Below are 15,264 nucleotides of genomic sequence, written 5' to 3' on the forward strand. Positions count from 1 at the left end.
TACAGTAGATTCCTTTGCTAACAACTTCAAAGATAAATTTAGCAAAAGTCAACATATTTTAGATGGGACAGCCGTGCACCATTATATGCATGCGCTTGACGCGTCTTTAAAAATACTTTAAATTCAGAGTTTTCAAGTGATGATTCAACACCCAGTGTCTTATTCCACATTTGAGCAACTGCCTGCATCACCTTTTTATGAACTTCATCCGTATTATACTGTATTGAAATTTTTAAAGGATGGTCTTTGGAGTAACCCGCTTCAGCATATAGTTTTTGGGCTAATTGAATACGCTTATTCATCGGCCAGTCTCGCCATTCATAACCAACATTTTGATAAATACCATTCTCGATACTACTTGGGAAAAAACTATATAGCGGCGTATCTCCTTCCTTTGTCACATACTTGACTATGTCTTTTCTATTAATAACAAGACTTAGTGCTTTTCTTAACTTCACATTATCCTTAAATGGTGGTTGAGTTAAGTTAAAATCAATATACTCCATATCTAGCCACTGAGTAGACTTTAATTGATCTTTGTATTTTTCTTTTATGGCATTGAGATTTCCTGTTGGAACATACATCACATAGTCAGCTCGTCCAGACTCGTAAGCGCTGTAAGCAGACATACGATCAACAATTGGCAAAAACTCTACATTCTTAATGTGCACACTTTTTGCATCCCAGTAATATGGGTTTTTCGTAACCGTCACATGCCCATTTGGCACCCATTCTTTAAGATGATATGCACCGTTTGAAATATAGGCGCAATCACCACTGCCTTTTGTAAAGAACTTACTGCCACATTTTTCAACGCCCGATTTATAGACTGGGAATGAAATAGGATCTGCCATAATACTTAGAAAATAATATACTGGATGATCCAACGTAATTTGTATTTTATATTTATCTAATACTTTTACACCCAAGCTTGATATCGGCTTCTTACCATCCATAATTGCTTGTGCGTTTTGAATCGGAGCGAGCTTATACGCCATTTCTGAAGCTGTTTTTGGATTAACTGCACGTTGGAACGCATATAAGAAATCACTAGCTGTTACTGGCTCACCATTTGACCACTTGGCATCTTTACGCAAATCAAACGTATATACCAATCCATCTTTAGATACTGTATATGACTTTGCGACACCAGGAACAGGCTCATTCTTTTGGTTTTGAGACATTAGACCCTCACCGATATCTCCCAAGATTTGACCTGCTACATTTGTTTGAGCACGTGCAGGATCTAAAGAATCTGGTTCTGAGCCATTTGCTCTAACCAATGTATCTTTCCCCTTAGGTGCAAATTGGTCTGCTGCTTGACTCGACTGATGCTTATTGTTGCCACAGCCTGCAATAAAAAATGCAGATAACAATAATGCAGGCATTAACTTGAGCTTTTTCATATATCCTCCCCAGGAATTAAATTTTTACTTAGCCTCTGGGTTAAGTTATAATTTTTAATAGAAAATGTCACGCAAAATTTAAAACTAAAATGTAAAATTATTACTCAAGCCTACAACAAGATCAAAACACGGCCTAACATTCACTTATGTGGCTACTTTAGGCATTATCATTACCATACACAATATGATAGTTTTTAACAAAAACAATTAAAAGCCCAAGCAAACATAAACTAGCAAACCCCATCGACCAAGCGATGTTAATGGTCATAAACACCCCACCTAAAACACCTGATACACCCCAACCAAATCCTTTGGCAAGCGTGTATAAAAAACCTGAAATAAACCCTTGATAGCGGATCTCAACCGCATTACTGAATCCAACAACCAGTAACGAGAAAACGACCATATCGCCAAATGCCATAAAAAAACTCACTACATAGACCATCAACTGATGATCAGTTGGATATACTGCTAAAAACATTGCCCCTAAAGCACCAACAAGCATTGCCAAAATAGCGATAATAAATAACTTCTGATGGCTTAAAAAGCGTTGCAAGATTGGTAAAAGAATTAAAGCAGATAACATCAACGATAAGCCAATAAAACTCACCAATAAGCCAATTTGTGTCACACTGAAGCCAAGCTTAAGCTTAGCAATCGGCTGAATAAACTGAAAATACATCCCCCAAGCGAGCTGATCTAGTAACAAAAGCGCGATCAAAATAGCAATTTTTTTCTGCTTTAGTAATCGCCATACTGTCTGCATGAAGGGCATATTGTTCTGCGCTTTTTGTTGCTGATAATATTTTTCAGGTTGATAACAACACCAAATAATAAATATCAAAACAATGGATATCATTGCGATCACATAATATGGTGATATAAAGCTGCCACTTTGTACCATAATCATACTACCGACAAAGGGTCCGATAACAAAGGCAAGACCAGTAAAAAATTGCAATAATCCTACCCACAACAACTTACGCTTATCGTTATGTGCTGCACTTGAAATACTGGCAATCACGACTGGAAACATACCATAAAGAAGCTGCCCTAAAACATAACCCATGATAAATAAAATGATCATATGCAAATAGGCTGAAAATAGCGCACTAACACCCGTAACTAAAACTGCCAGTATCGATATTAGCGCAACCTTTTTGCGCCCAATATAATCAGAAACAATGCCCCACAGGACATTGGCAATAATCCCTGCAATTTGTCCGGCTAGCAAAAACACACCGTAATAAATCCCTGCTTGCTGTTGTGAGGTAATATTCAACCAAAAGGGAGAGTTTTCATCAAAAAATAACTGCACATAACTGGGATTAATCAGCGCAAATAATACTTCTGTTGAGAATATTAACAAATAGGCTTGTAAGAAAAAATGATAGGATATGTTTTCAGATGATTGAGATACCTGTCGCATCGGATCAAGTTCCTTGGTCTTCATAATAAAAAGATGCTATTTAACCTCGTCTCTCCACTATAGTCAATACCATATAATCTAAACTTTAGGCTTGTGCTTTTTAAGTTAGCGTTTTACCATGTCACCTCTTAGACTGATTATTTTTATCAAGACAAAATGAGCGATAATAATACACCCCCTCTGCGCACCATCAAAAGCTTTGTAAAGCGTGCCGGCAGGACAACCGTGCGCCAACAGCGCGCATTAGACAATTACGTCCACCTCTATCAAATTCCTTATACAACTGAGGAGACTAATTTTGATATATACTATAAAACGCCTCAACCGTTGGTCATTGAAATTGGCTTTGGCATGGGTAATAGCTTAGTAACAATGGCAAAAAACGCACCAGAGCTTAATTTTCTCGGTATTGAAGTACATGAGCCTGGTGTTGGCAATATCTTGGATCATATCCATGAAAATGACCTTGGCAATTTACGCGTAATGCAACATGATGCCGTTGAAGTTTTTAAACACATGATTAAAGATAATACATTACAAGGTGTACAAATATTTTTCCCTGATCCATGGCATAAAAAGCGTCATCATAAACGTCGTTTGGTTAATCCTGAGTTTATTGATTTAATTCTACAAAAGCTTGAATCCACAGGATTTATTCATTTTGCCACGGATTGGCAGAATTATGCTGACGAAGTGCTCGAGTTATTTACCAAGCATTGTCAACTTGAAAACCCGCACAATGGTTTTGCACCACGTCCTGAGCATCGACCGTTGACCAAATTTGAAGCACGCGGTCAGCGGCTAAAGCATGGCGTGTGGGATATTATCGTTTACAAACGATAACGCTTAAAAAGTATTTGTGAAATAGCTATATTTCGCTATAAACCCTAGTATTCACCACTTTTTTTGCATATAGTTTGATCTATTGAAAAAATAGAGCTTATCGAAAATATGAAAAAATTACATCCTTTACAGCTTATCTTCTTAATCGCCGTTGCAGTACTGCTGTTGCCGCTTTTTCTTTTCTTAGGTGTATGCTTTGTTATTTATGGCTTAATTGTTAAAAAACGCATTAAGGATATGCTTAACAAAGCCGGACAAAATTCAAATGAAGAATTGAATAACAATGCCAGCAGTTATACAAATACAACTACTGGACGTGTCATTGATCATGAATAAGTGAACGAATTATTTTAGCGGTGATTCATCTTCAGCTTCAAGCATGTTGTATTGCTCGAGCTTCTTACGAAAAGTGCCTCGATTAAGCCCAAGAATGCGCGCAGAACGGCTTTGATTGCCACCCGTGAAGTCCATCGTTGCCTCAATCATTGGGCATTCGGTTTCTTCCATAATTAATTCATACACATCATCAGGGTTTAAGCCTTCTTGTGAGACCATTTTGTAGTAATGTTGTACGCGTTTACGTACAACCTCACGTAGTGGAAATGTCTCTGCAGATTGTTCATCCGGTTTCAATTTATAATGCATTGTTGCAGCCATAATCGTTTCCCCCTATATTGAAACTTTGTTCATTAGCTGTTGGTTAATATCCAACAAGAGATTAATTGATTTAATATCTAATAACAATAGCGTCACAGCCAAAAAATGTTATTTTGCGGCGAAAAAATGCTTTAGGGATGGAGGAATTGAAAAGTATACTGCAGCAGAAAGTACAAAGTCTAGAGAACGGAATATCGAACAATCAATAAGCTCAAAAACAAATTATATTTTAATTACCTTCCTCACCTGCAAGAGCATAGGTACTAGCAGATGCAACTTATTTATGCATTAATGGCACTACCTTAAGAAGTAGCCTGTAAATATAGGCTTTGCAACGAACTTAAATCTACCATCCCTGACAAAATAGATTGCCACGCATCCATGCTCGCAATGACACACTATGACTTGTCATCCGTAAGGCAAGATGGCGTGAGGATCCAGTGCGAAGCTGCCATGGATGGTTAGTGTTCCTGCCAAAGGGAGTGCCATTAATTTATGCATCATTACTCAACCTAACGCACCATGGCATTGTTTGTATTTTTTACCTGAACCACAAGGGCATGGATCGTTGCGCTTTACTTTAGGCATGTCACGCACAAATGGTTGATGTGCTTGCTGTGCACTTTGCGCATTTTCCTCATCAGTTATCGATGAAGAGCTACCCGCTAACACATCCTCATGTTGGGCTTCAATATTTTTAATTGAATTTTTCCACTCTTCTTCCATGCGTTGCGCTTCTTCTGGCGCTTGGATTCTGATCTTAGCAAGATTAGATATCACTTCATATTTGAAGTTATCGAGCATACTAGAGAAAAGTTCAAAAGACTCTTTTTTGTATTCATTCTTAGGATCTTTTTGCGCATAGCCTCTTAGATTAATACTATTACGCAAGTGATCCATTGCATTTAAGTGCTCACGCCAATGCGTATCTAACGCCTGCATTAGACTGATTTTTTCAAATTGACGAATAGATTGCGCTTCAAGGTTTTCTGTCTTTTGTTGATATTCTTCAACAATGGCTTTGATCACTAGCTCTTTTAATGTTTCATCATGCAGATGATCATCTTCAGCAACTAACTTGCGTAAGCTAAGTGCAATAGAGAAATCGCCTAGTAACGCTTTTTCCAAACCTTCTAAATCCCACTGCTCTTCCATTGAACCAGCTGGCACATGATCATGAAATAGCTTTTCAGCAACGTCATAACGCATATTGGCAATGATTTCAGAAACATCGTCTTTACCAAGTAACTCTTCACGTTGCTTATAAATAACCAAGCGCTGTTCATTAGCAACATTATCATATTCAAGAAGATTTTTGCGAATATCAAAGTGATATTGCTCTACTTTAGACTGTGCTTTAGCAATAAAGCGTGTCATCATGCCAAACTGAATAGACTCACCACCTGATAACGCTTTTTTCATGCGATTAGCCAAGCTTTCAGAAGCAAAAATACGCAATAAATTATCATCCATTGACAAATAAAAACGACTTTCACCTGGATCGCCTTGACGTCCTGCACGACCTCTTAACTGGTTGTCAACGCGGCGTGAATCATGACGCTCTGAGCCCAAAATACACAAACCACCCGCTTCAATGACTTGTTTATTGCGTGCTTTCCACGCAGTTTTGATTTCATTAATTTGTGCTTCCGTTGGCGCTTCAATCTCAGCAATTTCTGCTTCCCAGTTACCTCCTAAGATAATATCCGTACCACGACCTGCCATATTCGTTGCAATCGTAACATTTCTAGGATAACCCGCTTGCGCGATAATGGCTGCTTCTCTAGCATGCTGTTTAGCGTTTAACACATCATGTTTAATCTTTTTCTTACGCAGAAGTGTCGATAAGATTTCAGAAGTTTCAATGGATGCCGTACCAACAAGTATCGGCTGTCCTTTTTCAACACGCTCTTTAATATCATCAACGATGGCCATAAACTTATCTTTCTGATCACCAAAAATGCGATCATGATGATCTTGACGTTGCGGTGGACGATTCGTTGGGATAACCACCACCTCTAGACCATAAATTTCGTGAAATTCAAAGGCTTCAGTATCCGCAGTACCAGTCATTCCCGACATCTTATTATAAAGTTTGAAGAAATTCTGGAACGTAATTGATGCTAGTGTTTGGTTTTCACCTTGAATTTTAACACCTTCTTTAGCCTCAATCGCTTGATGTAGTCCATCCGACCAACGGCGCCCTTCCATCGCACGCCCTGTGTTTTCATCAATAATAATCACTTCCTGATCACGAATGATATAATCAACATTTTTCTGGTATAAACTATGGGCTCGTAAACAGGCATTTAAATAATGCATTTTGGTTACATGCTGTGGCGAATAGAGATTATCCCCTTCATTTAATACGCCTTTTTCAATCAAAGCTGCCTCAATCTTGGTGTGCCCTTGATCGGTTAAATAGGCTTGTTTTGATTTTTCATCTAAATAATAATCACCATCGGTCGCCTCTTCATTTTCCTGTTTGATTAAGCTTGGTACCAACCCATTAAACAATAAATACATATCAGAGCTATCTTCTGATGCGCCTGAGATAATCAATGGCGTTCGCGCTTCATCGATCAAGATAGAGTCAACCTCATCAATCACCACAAAGTTACGACTACGTTGAACCTGCTCTTCTTTACTAAACGCCATATTATCGCGTAGATAGTCAAAACCAAACTCATTATTTGTACCATACGTAATATCACAAGCATATGCCTCACGACGTTGATCAGGTGACAAATTAGCAACAATCACACCCGTAGTTAGTCCTAAGAAGCCATAAATTTGTCCCATCAATTCAGCATCACGTGAAGCTAGATAATCATTGACGGTAATGACGTGCACACCTTTACCGGTTAATGCATTTAAATACACGGGCAACGTTGCGACCAACGTTTTACCTTCACCCGTACGCATCTCAGCAATTTTACCTGAATGCAACACCATTCCACCAATAAGCTGCACATCATAATGACGCATACCTTTCACGCGTTTTGCCGCTTCTCTTACAACGGCAAAGGCCTCTGGCAATAATTGCTCAAGACTATCGCCTTTAGCTAGCCTTTCTTTAAATTCAAGGGTTTTAGCTTTAAGCTCGTCATCAGATAATTTCTCAATGTCTGGCTCTAAGGCATTGATCTTATTGACTGTTCTTTGCATCTTTTTAATCAAGCGGTCATTTCGACTGCCAAATAATTTTTTAATAATCATTGATATCCTAGATAAGGCTTTTCCACATAACTGGTTTTGGATTATACTGCAACTTATACCATAACAAAAGCCAAGTGCATCAAAATGATCCGTAAGAATAGCACATCTGTCACTGATCTTTTAAGCAGCAGAAAAAACAAAAAAGGTTCGCTGTTGCATACCATTAAACAACAACATGAACTGGTGAAAACAACCGAGCAAAAATTACTGCATTTTGATATTCCCTATTTCAACCATACGAAAGTTTGTTTTTACAATGGCAAAAAGCTGGTGTTAAAAACTGAGATTCCTGAATTGATCGCTAAATTTCGCGAATTGAAAAAACAGCTTATTGCCCTATTAAACACCAGTGAGTACTTTAAAGACTTAAATACGTTAGAATTAGTGCTTGTATTTGAGCCCAAGAAAAAGACAACCTCACCTGAAGCACATATGCCTAATAGTGCACAAAATGCATTTAAAAACTTGGCAAAAACGCTAGAAGATGGTCAAATCAAACATGCGATAAACAATCTTCTTAAAAAGCATCACCATGAATAAAACACACTATAACACTCTCTTTTTTGACTTGGATGGCACACTCATTAATAGTCTCAGTGACATTACCTATGCACTTAATAAAATGCGTGCACACTTTGCACTGGAACCCATTTGCAATCAAACAACCGCAAACATTATTGGTAAAGGTTTTCCAACAACAACCAAAAAAGTGTTATCACTTGATTTAACCCCTGACAAAGTAGCTGCTTATGCTAATGATGCGCTAAAGCTCACCTTAGATCATTATGAAGAAGCCATGGGGCAGCACACACATATCTATCCTGGTGTTATTGACGCATTAACCCATTTTAAGAATCATAAGATTAAAATGGCCGTAGTGACGAACAAGGAAGAAGCACATGCCATTAAAACACTAGAGCATTTAGGTTTAGATCAATACTTTGATTGTATTGTTGGCGGTGATACTACGCCATTTTACAAGCCAAGCCCTGCCCCTTTAGAATATGCGGCTAGAATGCTAAATGCTGATATAACAACAAGTCTTATGATTGGTGATTCCGCCAATGATGCTTATTGTGCTAAAGCCTATAAAATGCCCTACATTCTTATAAGTCACGGCTATGCCAATGGTGTAGACTTACATAGCTTAAATGCTATTGCGGTGATTGAACATTTCGATGAACTAAAAAACTATATCCTTTGACATAAAAAAGGCTGCACAAGGCAGCCTTAGACATCAGAGTATGCTGAGATTATAACATACTATAATGCGCTAATTTCTTACGGAAAGTACCACGATTAATACCTAGAATTTTTGCAGCACGGCTTTGATTACCACCGGTATATTCCATTGTTGCTTCAATCAAAGGCAACTCAACTTCAGCCATCACTAACTCATAAACATTTTGCGGCTTAGTACCTTGTGAAACCATATTCTTATAATATGTTGCAATCACTTCTTTGATATGATCACGCAATGGTAAATCTTGTTGATGAGCATCTTGTTTATGCGCATCGCCATAGTGCATAGTTGCAGGCATAATATTTTCCTCTTTATCTTGATTTCTTAATATTTTTGTTACTTGTTATTAAACAGGAACTCCCCACCAAATCATGTTTTGAGCACTGTTTTTTATTGATCTTGCCAATCAACTGTGTATTATAAGGACAGCCTAATTTAAAAGCAAGCATAATACTTGCTCAATAACTTGGTTAAACGCTCAAAATAGTAATTAATAACCTTAAAGAACGATATTCATGACAGATACACCATTTAGAAAAACACTCTCACTAAAACGCAAAAAGCCAACTGAGACAAACTCTCAGCACGAACCAAACCGCAAACCAAATAATAAACACAATAACACCAAGACTAATAACACGCATGGGCGAAGCAACAATACATCACAACACAATCATCGCCCCAACAAACCAAAACGCCATTTCCAAGAGCAAGAAGTAAGCTTTAGCACACAAAATCAAGATCAAAACAACACACCTGACCATGTTGCACTCCTTGCTAAAAATGATCCATTATTACAAGGGTTGCAGAAAAAGCGCGATGGTTTACTTGAGCAAATTAAAGTTCTTGAACAGCGCTTGGTATTCATCTCTAGCGAGCCATTACAAGCGGCTTGTAATGATCTCAAAAAGGAAGATACTGCGATTTTGTGCCAGATCAATGACTACCTGATCAACAAGCAATAATACTAATTCGTCTATAAATAAACTGCCATCAGCGAGCACCTCTCCCCTTGCGGGAGAGGTCGTTCAGCGTGAGTCTGAACGGGTGAGGGGGATATTAAAACTCAACTTCTTTTTGATTCATTACTTTGCTTGAACTGGATCAATGCACTTTGCGCTTGATATGCCAAATGATCGAAAGATCGCAGATTCTGTATAATTTCCTTTTCAATATCCGTGGTGAAACGTTTATTCTCACATGCTCGATCTAGAGAAAACTGGCGCGACACATCGTACCTGAGCAACTGATTCAAATCATTACATATTGTCTCAAAAACTGCCTCATTTTGAGCGATAAACCCAGACATCTCTCTTTCATTATATTCCGCTAAATAATGCAAACTAATCAAATGTACACGCATTTTAAACACAGGTTCAAGGCACGCATCCATAATCTGTTGCTGATTGTGTTTTAACTTTGCTTTGTTTAACTCTGCCGCCTGCTTTAAACTCAACAAACTATTATTAAAGTTTGTGGCATATTCAACGGATATATTTCTAAACTGTTGCTCAGAAAATGATTGATACATTAACGTAAAATGTTTGGCATAGGCTTCTAAGATATCCTCTAAGTCCTTTAAAATAGCATGCGCAATCATCTTTCTTGGTCTAAAAAAAACTTCTGCAACAAAACAAATAGCGCACGCGGCAAAGGTGTCCATTAATCGCGCTAACATAAAAGTTGCGGGCGACATGCCTTTGGTATACATCACTGAATAAAGCAACATAACCGCAATCGTCACAAACATGGCCGAATAGGTGTAATTGATCATTGAAAAATAAAGCACAAAAAGTGCCAGCAATGGCAAAAAGACAATCCAAGTGACATGCGCCATGATTATTTCAACTAAAATAAAACCAAATAAAAGCCCAACAATCGTACCAATTAAGCGCATCTTGATACGGTTATTAACAAGACCAGGTTCAAAAGGCATATAAATAATCATCAAAGTCATTGCGATCCAATAACCGCGTTCTATATCGTAAATCAACCATATGGCAACAGCAACTGTTAACATAACACTGATTCTAACAGCACGATAAATGCTTAGACGATCCATGATACTAAGCATATTTTTTCCTTAATGCTTTGACTTTTGTATAAAGCATATTTAACAACTGCAAATGCGCATCTGCGCGCTCAATTGCCTTCTTTAATTGCATATTTTCTTCAAGTAACTGTAAACGAGACGCTCGATTTTCAAGTGCTTTCGCTTTGATTGTTAAATCCTCTTGCCCTAATAAATTATCAATTTTAAGACATGCTTCGTAAAATGGCAGACTCACCGCATGGTTATTAATAATGTAAACATAAATCATTACAATCTGATATACCACATCAACATATTCATCAATGATTTGAGTAAACTCAGCATTAAAATGCTTGTGGTGTTTGGCTCTTTGTTGACGTAGATAATACAAATGTCGATACATACAATATAAGTTATCACGATAACCTTTTTCATCCGTGCTACTTAACATACGCCTTAATGCGTAGATATACTCAGTCATGGCAATCAATACCTTTGCCTTAAAACGTCGTGGTTGCGTCACAGCAACAGCGACTGAGAACAGCATACAGATAATAGTCGCCACACTATAATTAACAAACATCTGAATATTATCAATTGGCGCCATCATGGTTGGATCATCAATTAAATGAATAAATATAGGCAAAAAAAGCACACTCATGCCAAGGTATAAGCGCAAATTCATATCTTTAAGTGTCAGCAAATAATAACTTAAAGAAAATATAAGTACCAAAAAAATAGTCCAGCCCTTTGAGCTTGCTACAGCAAAAACACATGCAAAGCAAAGCCAAAGTCCAAAACTCATCATCACAGATGCCTTTACTTGCCCCCAACGTGACTGACCAAGAGGGAAAGCACTCATAAAAATAAGTATCACCGAGATTAATAAGAAAATAAGAAAGTCCGGCCACTGAAAAATCATATAAATAATCAATAACGTGCAGAATGCAACTAAGGTAACAATAACATGGTAAGCAATATCTAAATAAGGGTCTTGTGGCAGTGTATAACTATCGCGATATTTACGTTTATTTTGCCGCTTCAATCTTAACATACGCGCTTGCTCCAACATGCAATGGAAAGTTTGGATCTGGATTATCTATTTTAATCATCACTGGAAAACGCTGTGGCAAGAGTAACCATTGATTCTCTTGAGGCACCGACTGCAAAAGATCTGCTGAGTCGACAGCTCGCCTGCCAACTGCCCAATTGGTATCGGCAACTGTTCCTTGATAGACTTTATTACCCATATACATCCGCAAACGGATAGTAGCCTTATCCCCCTTTTTAACATCCGCCAAATCGGTTTCTTTAAAATTAGCCTGCACCCACCATTGACTAGTATCAATAAATGAAAATAAACGCTGATAGGCATGCACTAACGTTCCTTTAGCTAAGAACAAATTGCTAACAATGCCATTTTCAACAGCATAAACTTTTGTTGCTGCCAACTGGGACTTTGCAACATCAACTGCTAATTGTGCTTGTTGCACTTTAATTTGCGTAGCTTTAACCTTTGTTTTTAACAACTGAAGCTCACTGGCATTTTGTTGCAATAAATCTTTTTGCATGTAATTTGCTAATCGCTCCTTTGCTGCTAGATAAGCGACTTCTAAAGCCTGTAGGTTTAAATTAGCCTCTTGTCGTTTTATCTCATAAGGCTTGGGGTCTAAGGAAAATAGTAGCGCCCCCTTTTGCACCATTTGATTGTTACTGACATAGACATCTTGCACTTTGCCTGAAACTTCCGTTGCAACCGGTTGAACATTTGCAACAACATAAGCGTTGTCAGTCGATGTTGAGCATGTCACCCAAAAATAACCAACATAAGCAATAATCAGTAGAATAACAATACTAATAACCACTTTGCTGCGTTTGAGTAAATTAAATAATGCTGGCATTTTTTACACTAAACTCCTTTTATATACACCACTCACAAACCAATTGTAGGCAATCGCTACTTTTTCGCCACTTTTTAACAAGCAACTTGAACATATTTTTTATTGCCTTTTGAAGCAAAGTAAATCCCTATAATTAATACTACACTCCACAAGATAAAGGACTCCTGCACATGCGTGATATTAAACAATACACTGAAAATGCCTGCCCAAAACACAAAGCTTGCATTAAATGTTGTCCCAAGGCTCGCCCCTATGCGTTTGATTGCATGATAATAAGCAAGATATGAGCTTGCAGCAGATAATACACAGCCGATAATCAATAGTGGTAAAAACAAATGATTCATCACTGTCCACGTTTGCTGATAATCAAAAATAAGCAATACCGCAAGAATCAGTAAATAACTTAATGCCGAGACACTTTGACGCACTGCCAAAAGCCATGACACATCTTGTGTTGATGATTTCTGCGCAATCGAGAATAAAATCGATTCAGCACCCCAACCCAACATCGCACAACTGGCAAAAATCAACCCGATTAAAATATTTGGTGCGCCTGAACGCACCCCTGCAATCGAGATAAACATCACTGCAATCACTGACAAGATAATACCAACCACCTTTATCCTTGTTGGCTTTTCTCGCAATAAAGTCATCGCTAATAACAGTGCAATAACCGGATAGCATGAGGTGACAACTCCGGCGTAAACAGGTCCCGCGTAAGCAATACCCATAATACCTGCAACCATTCCCAAGGGACCCGCGCAAACAGCAGCAATAATTAATGGCCAAAAATTCTTATGTGTGGTTTTAGCCATGTTTTTTTTAAAACTGCCACGCAGCGTGTGATAACCATAAATCCCGATACAAGAAAAACTATCTTGCATCAAGGATAAAATTAGCGCAAACACCAATACTGCAAAGGTTGTGGAGCTAAATAGGGCTTGCTCGGAGTAAACGTTAGTCAATACATCGTTTAAGCCCCATAACATGCCTGAAATAATACCAATAATAATACCCAAAACTTCCCCCTTTTATTAATTTAGTTTTATTTACAATAACTCATATTGGCTATAACCATATTCCCGCCCACTTTGATTGTGTAAGCGTTGGCTGAGCGTAAGTCGAAGCCTCTATGAAGCGTGATTTTCCCAAGTGAACCTACTTCGAATAATCTCAGTGCTTCGCTTCGACTTACGCTCAAGGTACGATGAGCGCTTGCGGGTGAATGTTTAATCTTAACCCTAATATTCATCATCTAATGATAACTGTTGTAAATCGTTTAACTTCTCTGGCATAACCACATCAAAATGCCGATAAGCATGATGCGTTGCAACCCGTCCACGCGCGGTTCGCATGATATAACCTTGTTGTATTAAATAAGGCTCGATCATATCTTCAATCGTGCCACGCTCCTCTGAAATCGATGCGGCAATCGTATCCAATCCTACCGGACCGCCTGAGAATTTATCAATCAATGCCAATAAATAACGTCTATCCATGTGATCAAAGCCAACCGGATCGACATTAATCAATGATAAGGCTTTATCCGCAACCTTATGATCAACAACACCTTTGGCTTTCACATCAGCATAATCTCGCACACGCCTTAACAGGCGATTAGCAATGCGCGGTGTACCACGCGCGCGTTTTGCAATTTCCTTAGCACCTGATGATTCAATTTGTACATTTAATAGCTTAGCTGAGCGCATTACAATATCTGCCAAATCACTCACTGAATAAAACTCCAAACGCTGCACAATACCAAAACGATCACGAAGTGGTGAGGTCAAAAGCCCTGCTCTTGTCGTCGCACCGACCAAAGTAAAGGGTGGCAAATCAATTTTGATTGATCGAGCCGCTGGCCCTTCACCTATCATAATATCCAGCTGATAATCCTCCATCGCCGGATAAAGAACTTCCTCAACCACAGGACTTAAGCGATGAATTTCATCAATAAATAACACATCATTGGCTTCAAGGTTGGTTAATAATGCTGCCAAATCACCCGCCTTTTCTAACACAGGACCTGAAGTTTGTTTTAATGAGACATTCATCTCATTGGCAATAATGTGTGAAAGTGTGGTTTTTCCCAAACCAGGAGGACCAAAAATAAGCACATGATCTAACGCTTCAGCACGCTTCCTTGCTGCTTCAATAAAAATTTCCATCTGCTCTTTTACTACGGGCTGACCATGGTAATCTTTAAGCATTTTAGGGCGAATCGCACGATCAATCTGCTGATCTTCTTTTTGTTTATTACCCGAGATAATACGGTCTGTCTCTATCATAGAATGTAAGTCATCAAGGCTTTTTACAACTAAAGTAAAAGCCTATCATGTTTTCACTTTAAAAACGATTAAAAGGATATGATTTTTAGGCTTTTGATTATCTGCTGTCACTTAGCATCACTTTTATATTATTGTAGTGCCAAGTGATAATGACTTAATTAAAGAAGAGCTGAAGTTTAGAGTTTCAGAGTATTTTTTATTGTGTGGGGATTTTTAAATCGACTTATGGCATGGTGATTGGCAGGC

15 protein-coding genes are annotated in these 15,264 nt (G+C 38.2%); 5 read left to right on the plus strand and 10 right to left on the minus strand.

What is annotated here, in order from left to right; all coding sequences use genetic code 11:
- Positions 1–38: 38 nt before the first annotated feature.
- Both ACTS4L_RS10235 and ACTS4L_RS10240 read right to left on the minus strand, forming a co-directional pair.
- On the minus strand, positions 39–1,406 hold the full coding sequence (locus tag ACTS4L_RS10235) for a peptide ABC transporter substrate-binding protein (protein ID WP_440617647.1): 1,368 nt from the start codon (positions 1,404–1,406) through the stop codon (positions 39–41).
- 157 nt (positions 1,407–1,563) lie between these two features.
- Positions 1,564–2,859 (minus strand): MFS transporter, encoded by a 1,296-nt coding sequence (locus ACTS4L_RS10240; protein WP_440617648.1) that lies wholly within the window; start codon positions 2,857–2,859, stop codon positions 1,564–1,566.
- A 132-nt stretch (positions 2,860–2,991) separates the two neighbouring features.
- Here ACTS4L_RS10240 and trmB point away from each other — a divergent pair, with 132 nt between their 5' ends.
- Positions 2,992–3,678: a tRNA (guanosine(46)-N7)-methyltransferase TrmB gene (gene trmB / locus ACTS4L_RS10245; RefSeq protein ID WP_440617649.1), complete on the plus strand. Its 687-nt coding sequence runs from the start codon at positions 2,992–2,994 to the stop codon at positions 3,676–3,678.
- Positions 3,679–3,786: 108 nt separating this feature from the next.
- Positions 3,787–4,014 carry a hypothetical protein gene (locus tag ACTS4L_RS10250; RefSeq protein ID WP_440617650.1) on the plus strand — a complete coding sequence of 76 codons (228 nt, stop codon included), beginning with the start codon at positions 3,787–3,789 and terminating at the stop codon, positions 4,012–4,014.
- Between the two features lie 9 nt (positions 4,015–4,023).
- On the opposite strand, the gene ACTS4L_RS10255 is transcribed toward ACTS4L_RS10250, so the two are convergent.
- Both ACTS4L_RS10255 and secA read right to left on the minus strand, forming a co-directional pair.
- Positions 4,024–4,335 carry a helix-turn-helix domain-containing protein gene (locus tag ACTS4L_RS10255; RefSeq protein WP_117003696.1) on the minus strand — a complete coding sequence of 104 codons (312 nt, stop codon included), beginning with the start codon at positions 4,333–4,335 and terminating at the stop codon, positions 4,024–4,026.
- 507 nt (positions 4,336–4,842) lie between these two features.
- Entirely contained in the window at positions 4,843–7,554 is a 2,712-nt protein-coding gene (gene secA, locus ACTS4L_RS10260; RefSeq protein ID WP_440617651.1) for a preprotein translocase subunit SecA, read from the minus strand.
- A gap of 84 nt (positions 7,555–7,638) precedes the next feature.
- On the opposite strand from secA, the gene ACTS4L_RS10265 reads away from it, so the two are divergent.
- Positions 7,639–8,094, plus strand: coding sequence for a hypothetical protein (locus tag ACTS4L_RS10265; protein ID WP_440617652.1), 456 nt, complete (start codon positions 7,639–7,641; stop codon positions 8,092–8,094).
- The gene (locus ACTS4L_RS10270) at positions 8,087–8,758 is read left to right on the plus strand and encodes an HAD-IA family hydrolase (RefSeq protein ID WP_440617653.1); all 672 of its coding nucleotides are present in this window, start codon (positions 8,087–8,089) and stop codon (positions 8,756–8,758) included. Before ACTS4L_RS10265 ends, ACTS4L_RS10270 begins: the two co-directional genes overlap by 8 nt.
- 49 nt (positions 8,759–8,807) lie before the next feature.
- Here the strand turns inward: ACTS4L_RS10270 and ACTS4L_RS10275 are convergent, their stop codons facing one another.
- On the minus strand, positions 8,808–9,095 hold the full coding sequence (locus ACTS4L_RS10275) for a helix-turn-helix domain-containing protein (protein ID WP_440617654.1): 288 nt from the start codon (positions 9,093–9,095) through the stop codon (positions 8,808–8,810).
- 217 nt (positions 9,096–9,312) lie between these two features.
- On the opposite strand from ACTS4L_RS10275, the gene ACTS4L_RS10280 reads away from it, so the two are divergent.
- The gene (locus ACTS4L_RS10280) at positions 9,313–9,762 is read left to right on the plus strand and encodes a hypothetical protein (protein ID WP_440617655.1); all 450 of its coding nucleotides are present in this window, start codon (positions 9,313–9,315) and stop codon (positions 9,760–9,762) included.
- A 101-nt stretch (positions 9,763–9,863) separates the two neighbouring features.
- Here ACTS4L_RS10280 and ACTS4L_RS10285 read toward each other — a convergent pair whose 3' ends face one another.
- The 5 genes from ACTS4L_RS10285 to ruvB all read right to left on the minus strand — a co-directional run bounded on the left by ACTS4L_RS10285 (position 9,864) and on the right by ruvB (position 15,018).
- Positions 9,864–10,871: an FUSC family protein gene (locus tag ACTS4L_RS10285; RefSeq protein ID WP_440617656.1), complete on the minus strand. Its 1,008-nt coding sequence runs from the start codon at positions 10,869–10,871 to the stop codon at positions 9,864–9,866.
- Positions 10,864–11,883: a hypothetical protein gene (locus ACTS4L_RS10290; protein WP_440617657.1), complete on the minus strand. Its 1,020-nt coding sequence runs from the start codon at positions 11,881–11,883 to the stop codon at positions 10,864–10,866. Before ACTS4L_RS10290 ends, ACTS4L_RS10285 begins: the two co-directional genes overlap by 8 nt.
- Positions 11,858–12,730, minus strand: a complete 873-nt coding sequence (locus tag ACTS4L_RS10295; protein ID WP_440617658.1) for an HlyD family secretion protein — start codon at positions 12,728–12,730, stop codon at positions 11,858–11,860. Before ACTS4L_RS10295 ends, ACTS4L_RS10290 begins: the two co-directional genes overlap by 26 nt.
- A 74-nt stretch (positions 12,731–12,804) precedes the next feature.
- The gene (locus tag ACTS4L_RS10300; protein ID WP_440617659.1) at positions 12,805–13,749 is read right to left on the minus strand and encodes a DMT family transporter; all 945 of its coding nucleotides are present in this window, start codon (positions 13,747–13,749) and stop codon (positions 12,805–12,807) included.
- A 222-nt stretch (positions 13,750–13,971) separates the two neighbouring features.
- Positions 13,972–15,018, minus strand: a complete 1,047-nt coding sequence (ruvB, locus tag ACTS4L_RS10305) for a Holliday junction branch migration DNA helicase RuvB (RefSeq protein ID WP_440617660.1) — start codon at positions 15,016–15,018, stop codon at positions 13,972–13,974.
- Between the last annotated feature and the right edge of the window lie 246 nt (positions 15,019–15,264).

Source organism: Cysteiniphilum sp. 19S12-1 (assembly GCF_052030685.1).
In the GTDB taxonomy this organism is placed as follows: domain Bacteria; phylum Pseudomonadota; class Gammaproteobacteria; order Francisellales; family Francisellaceae; genus Caedibacter.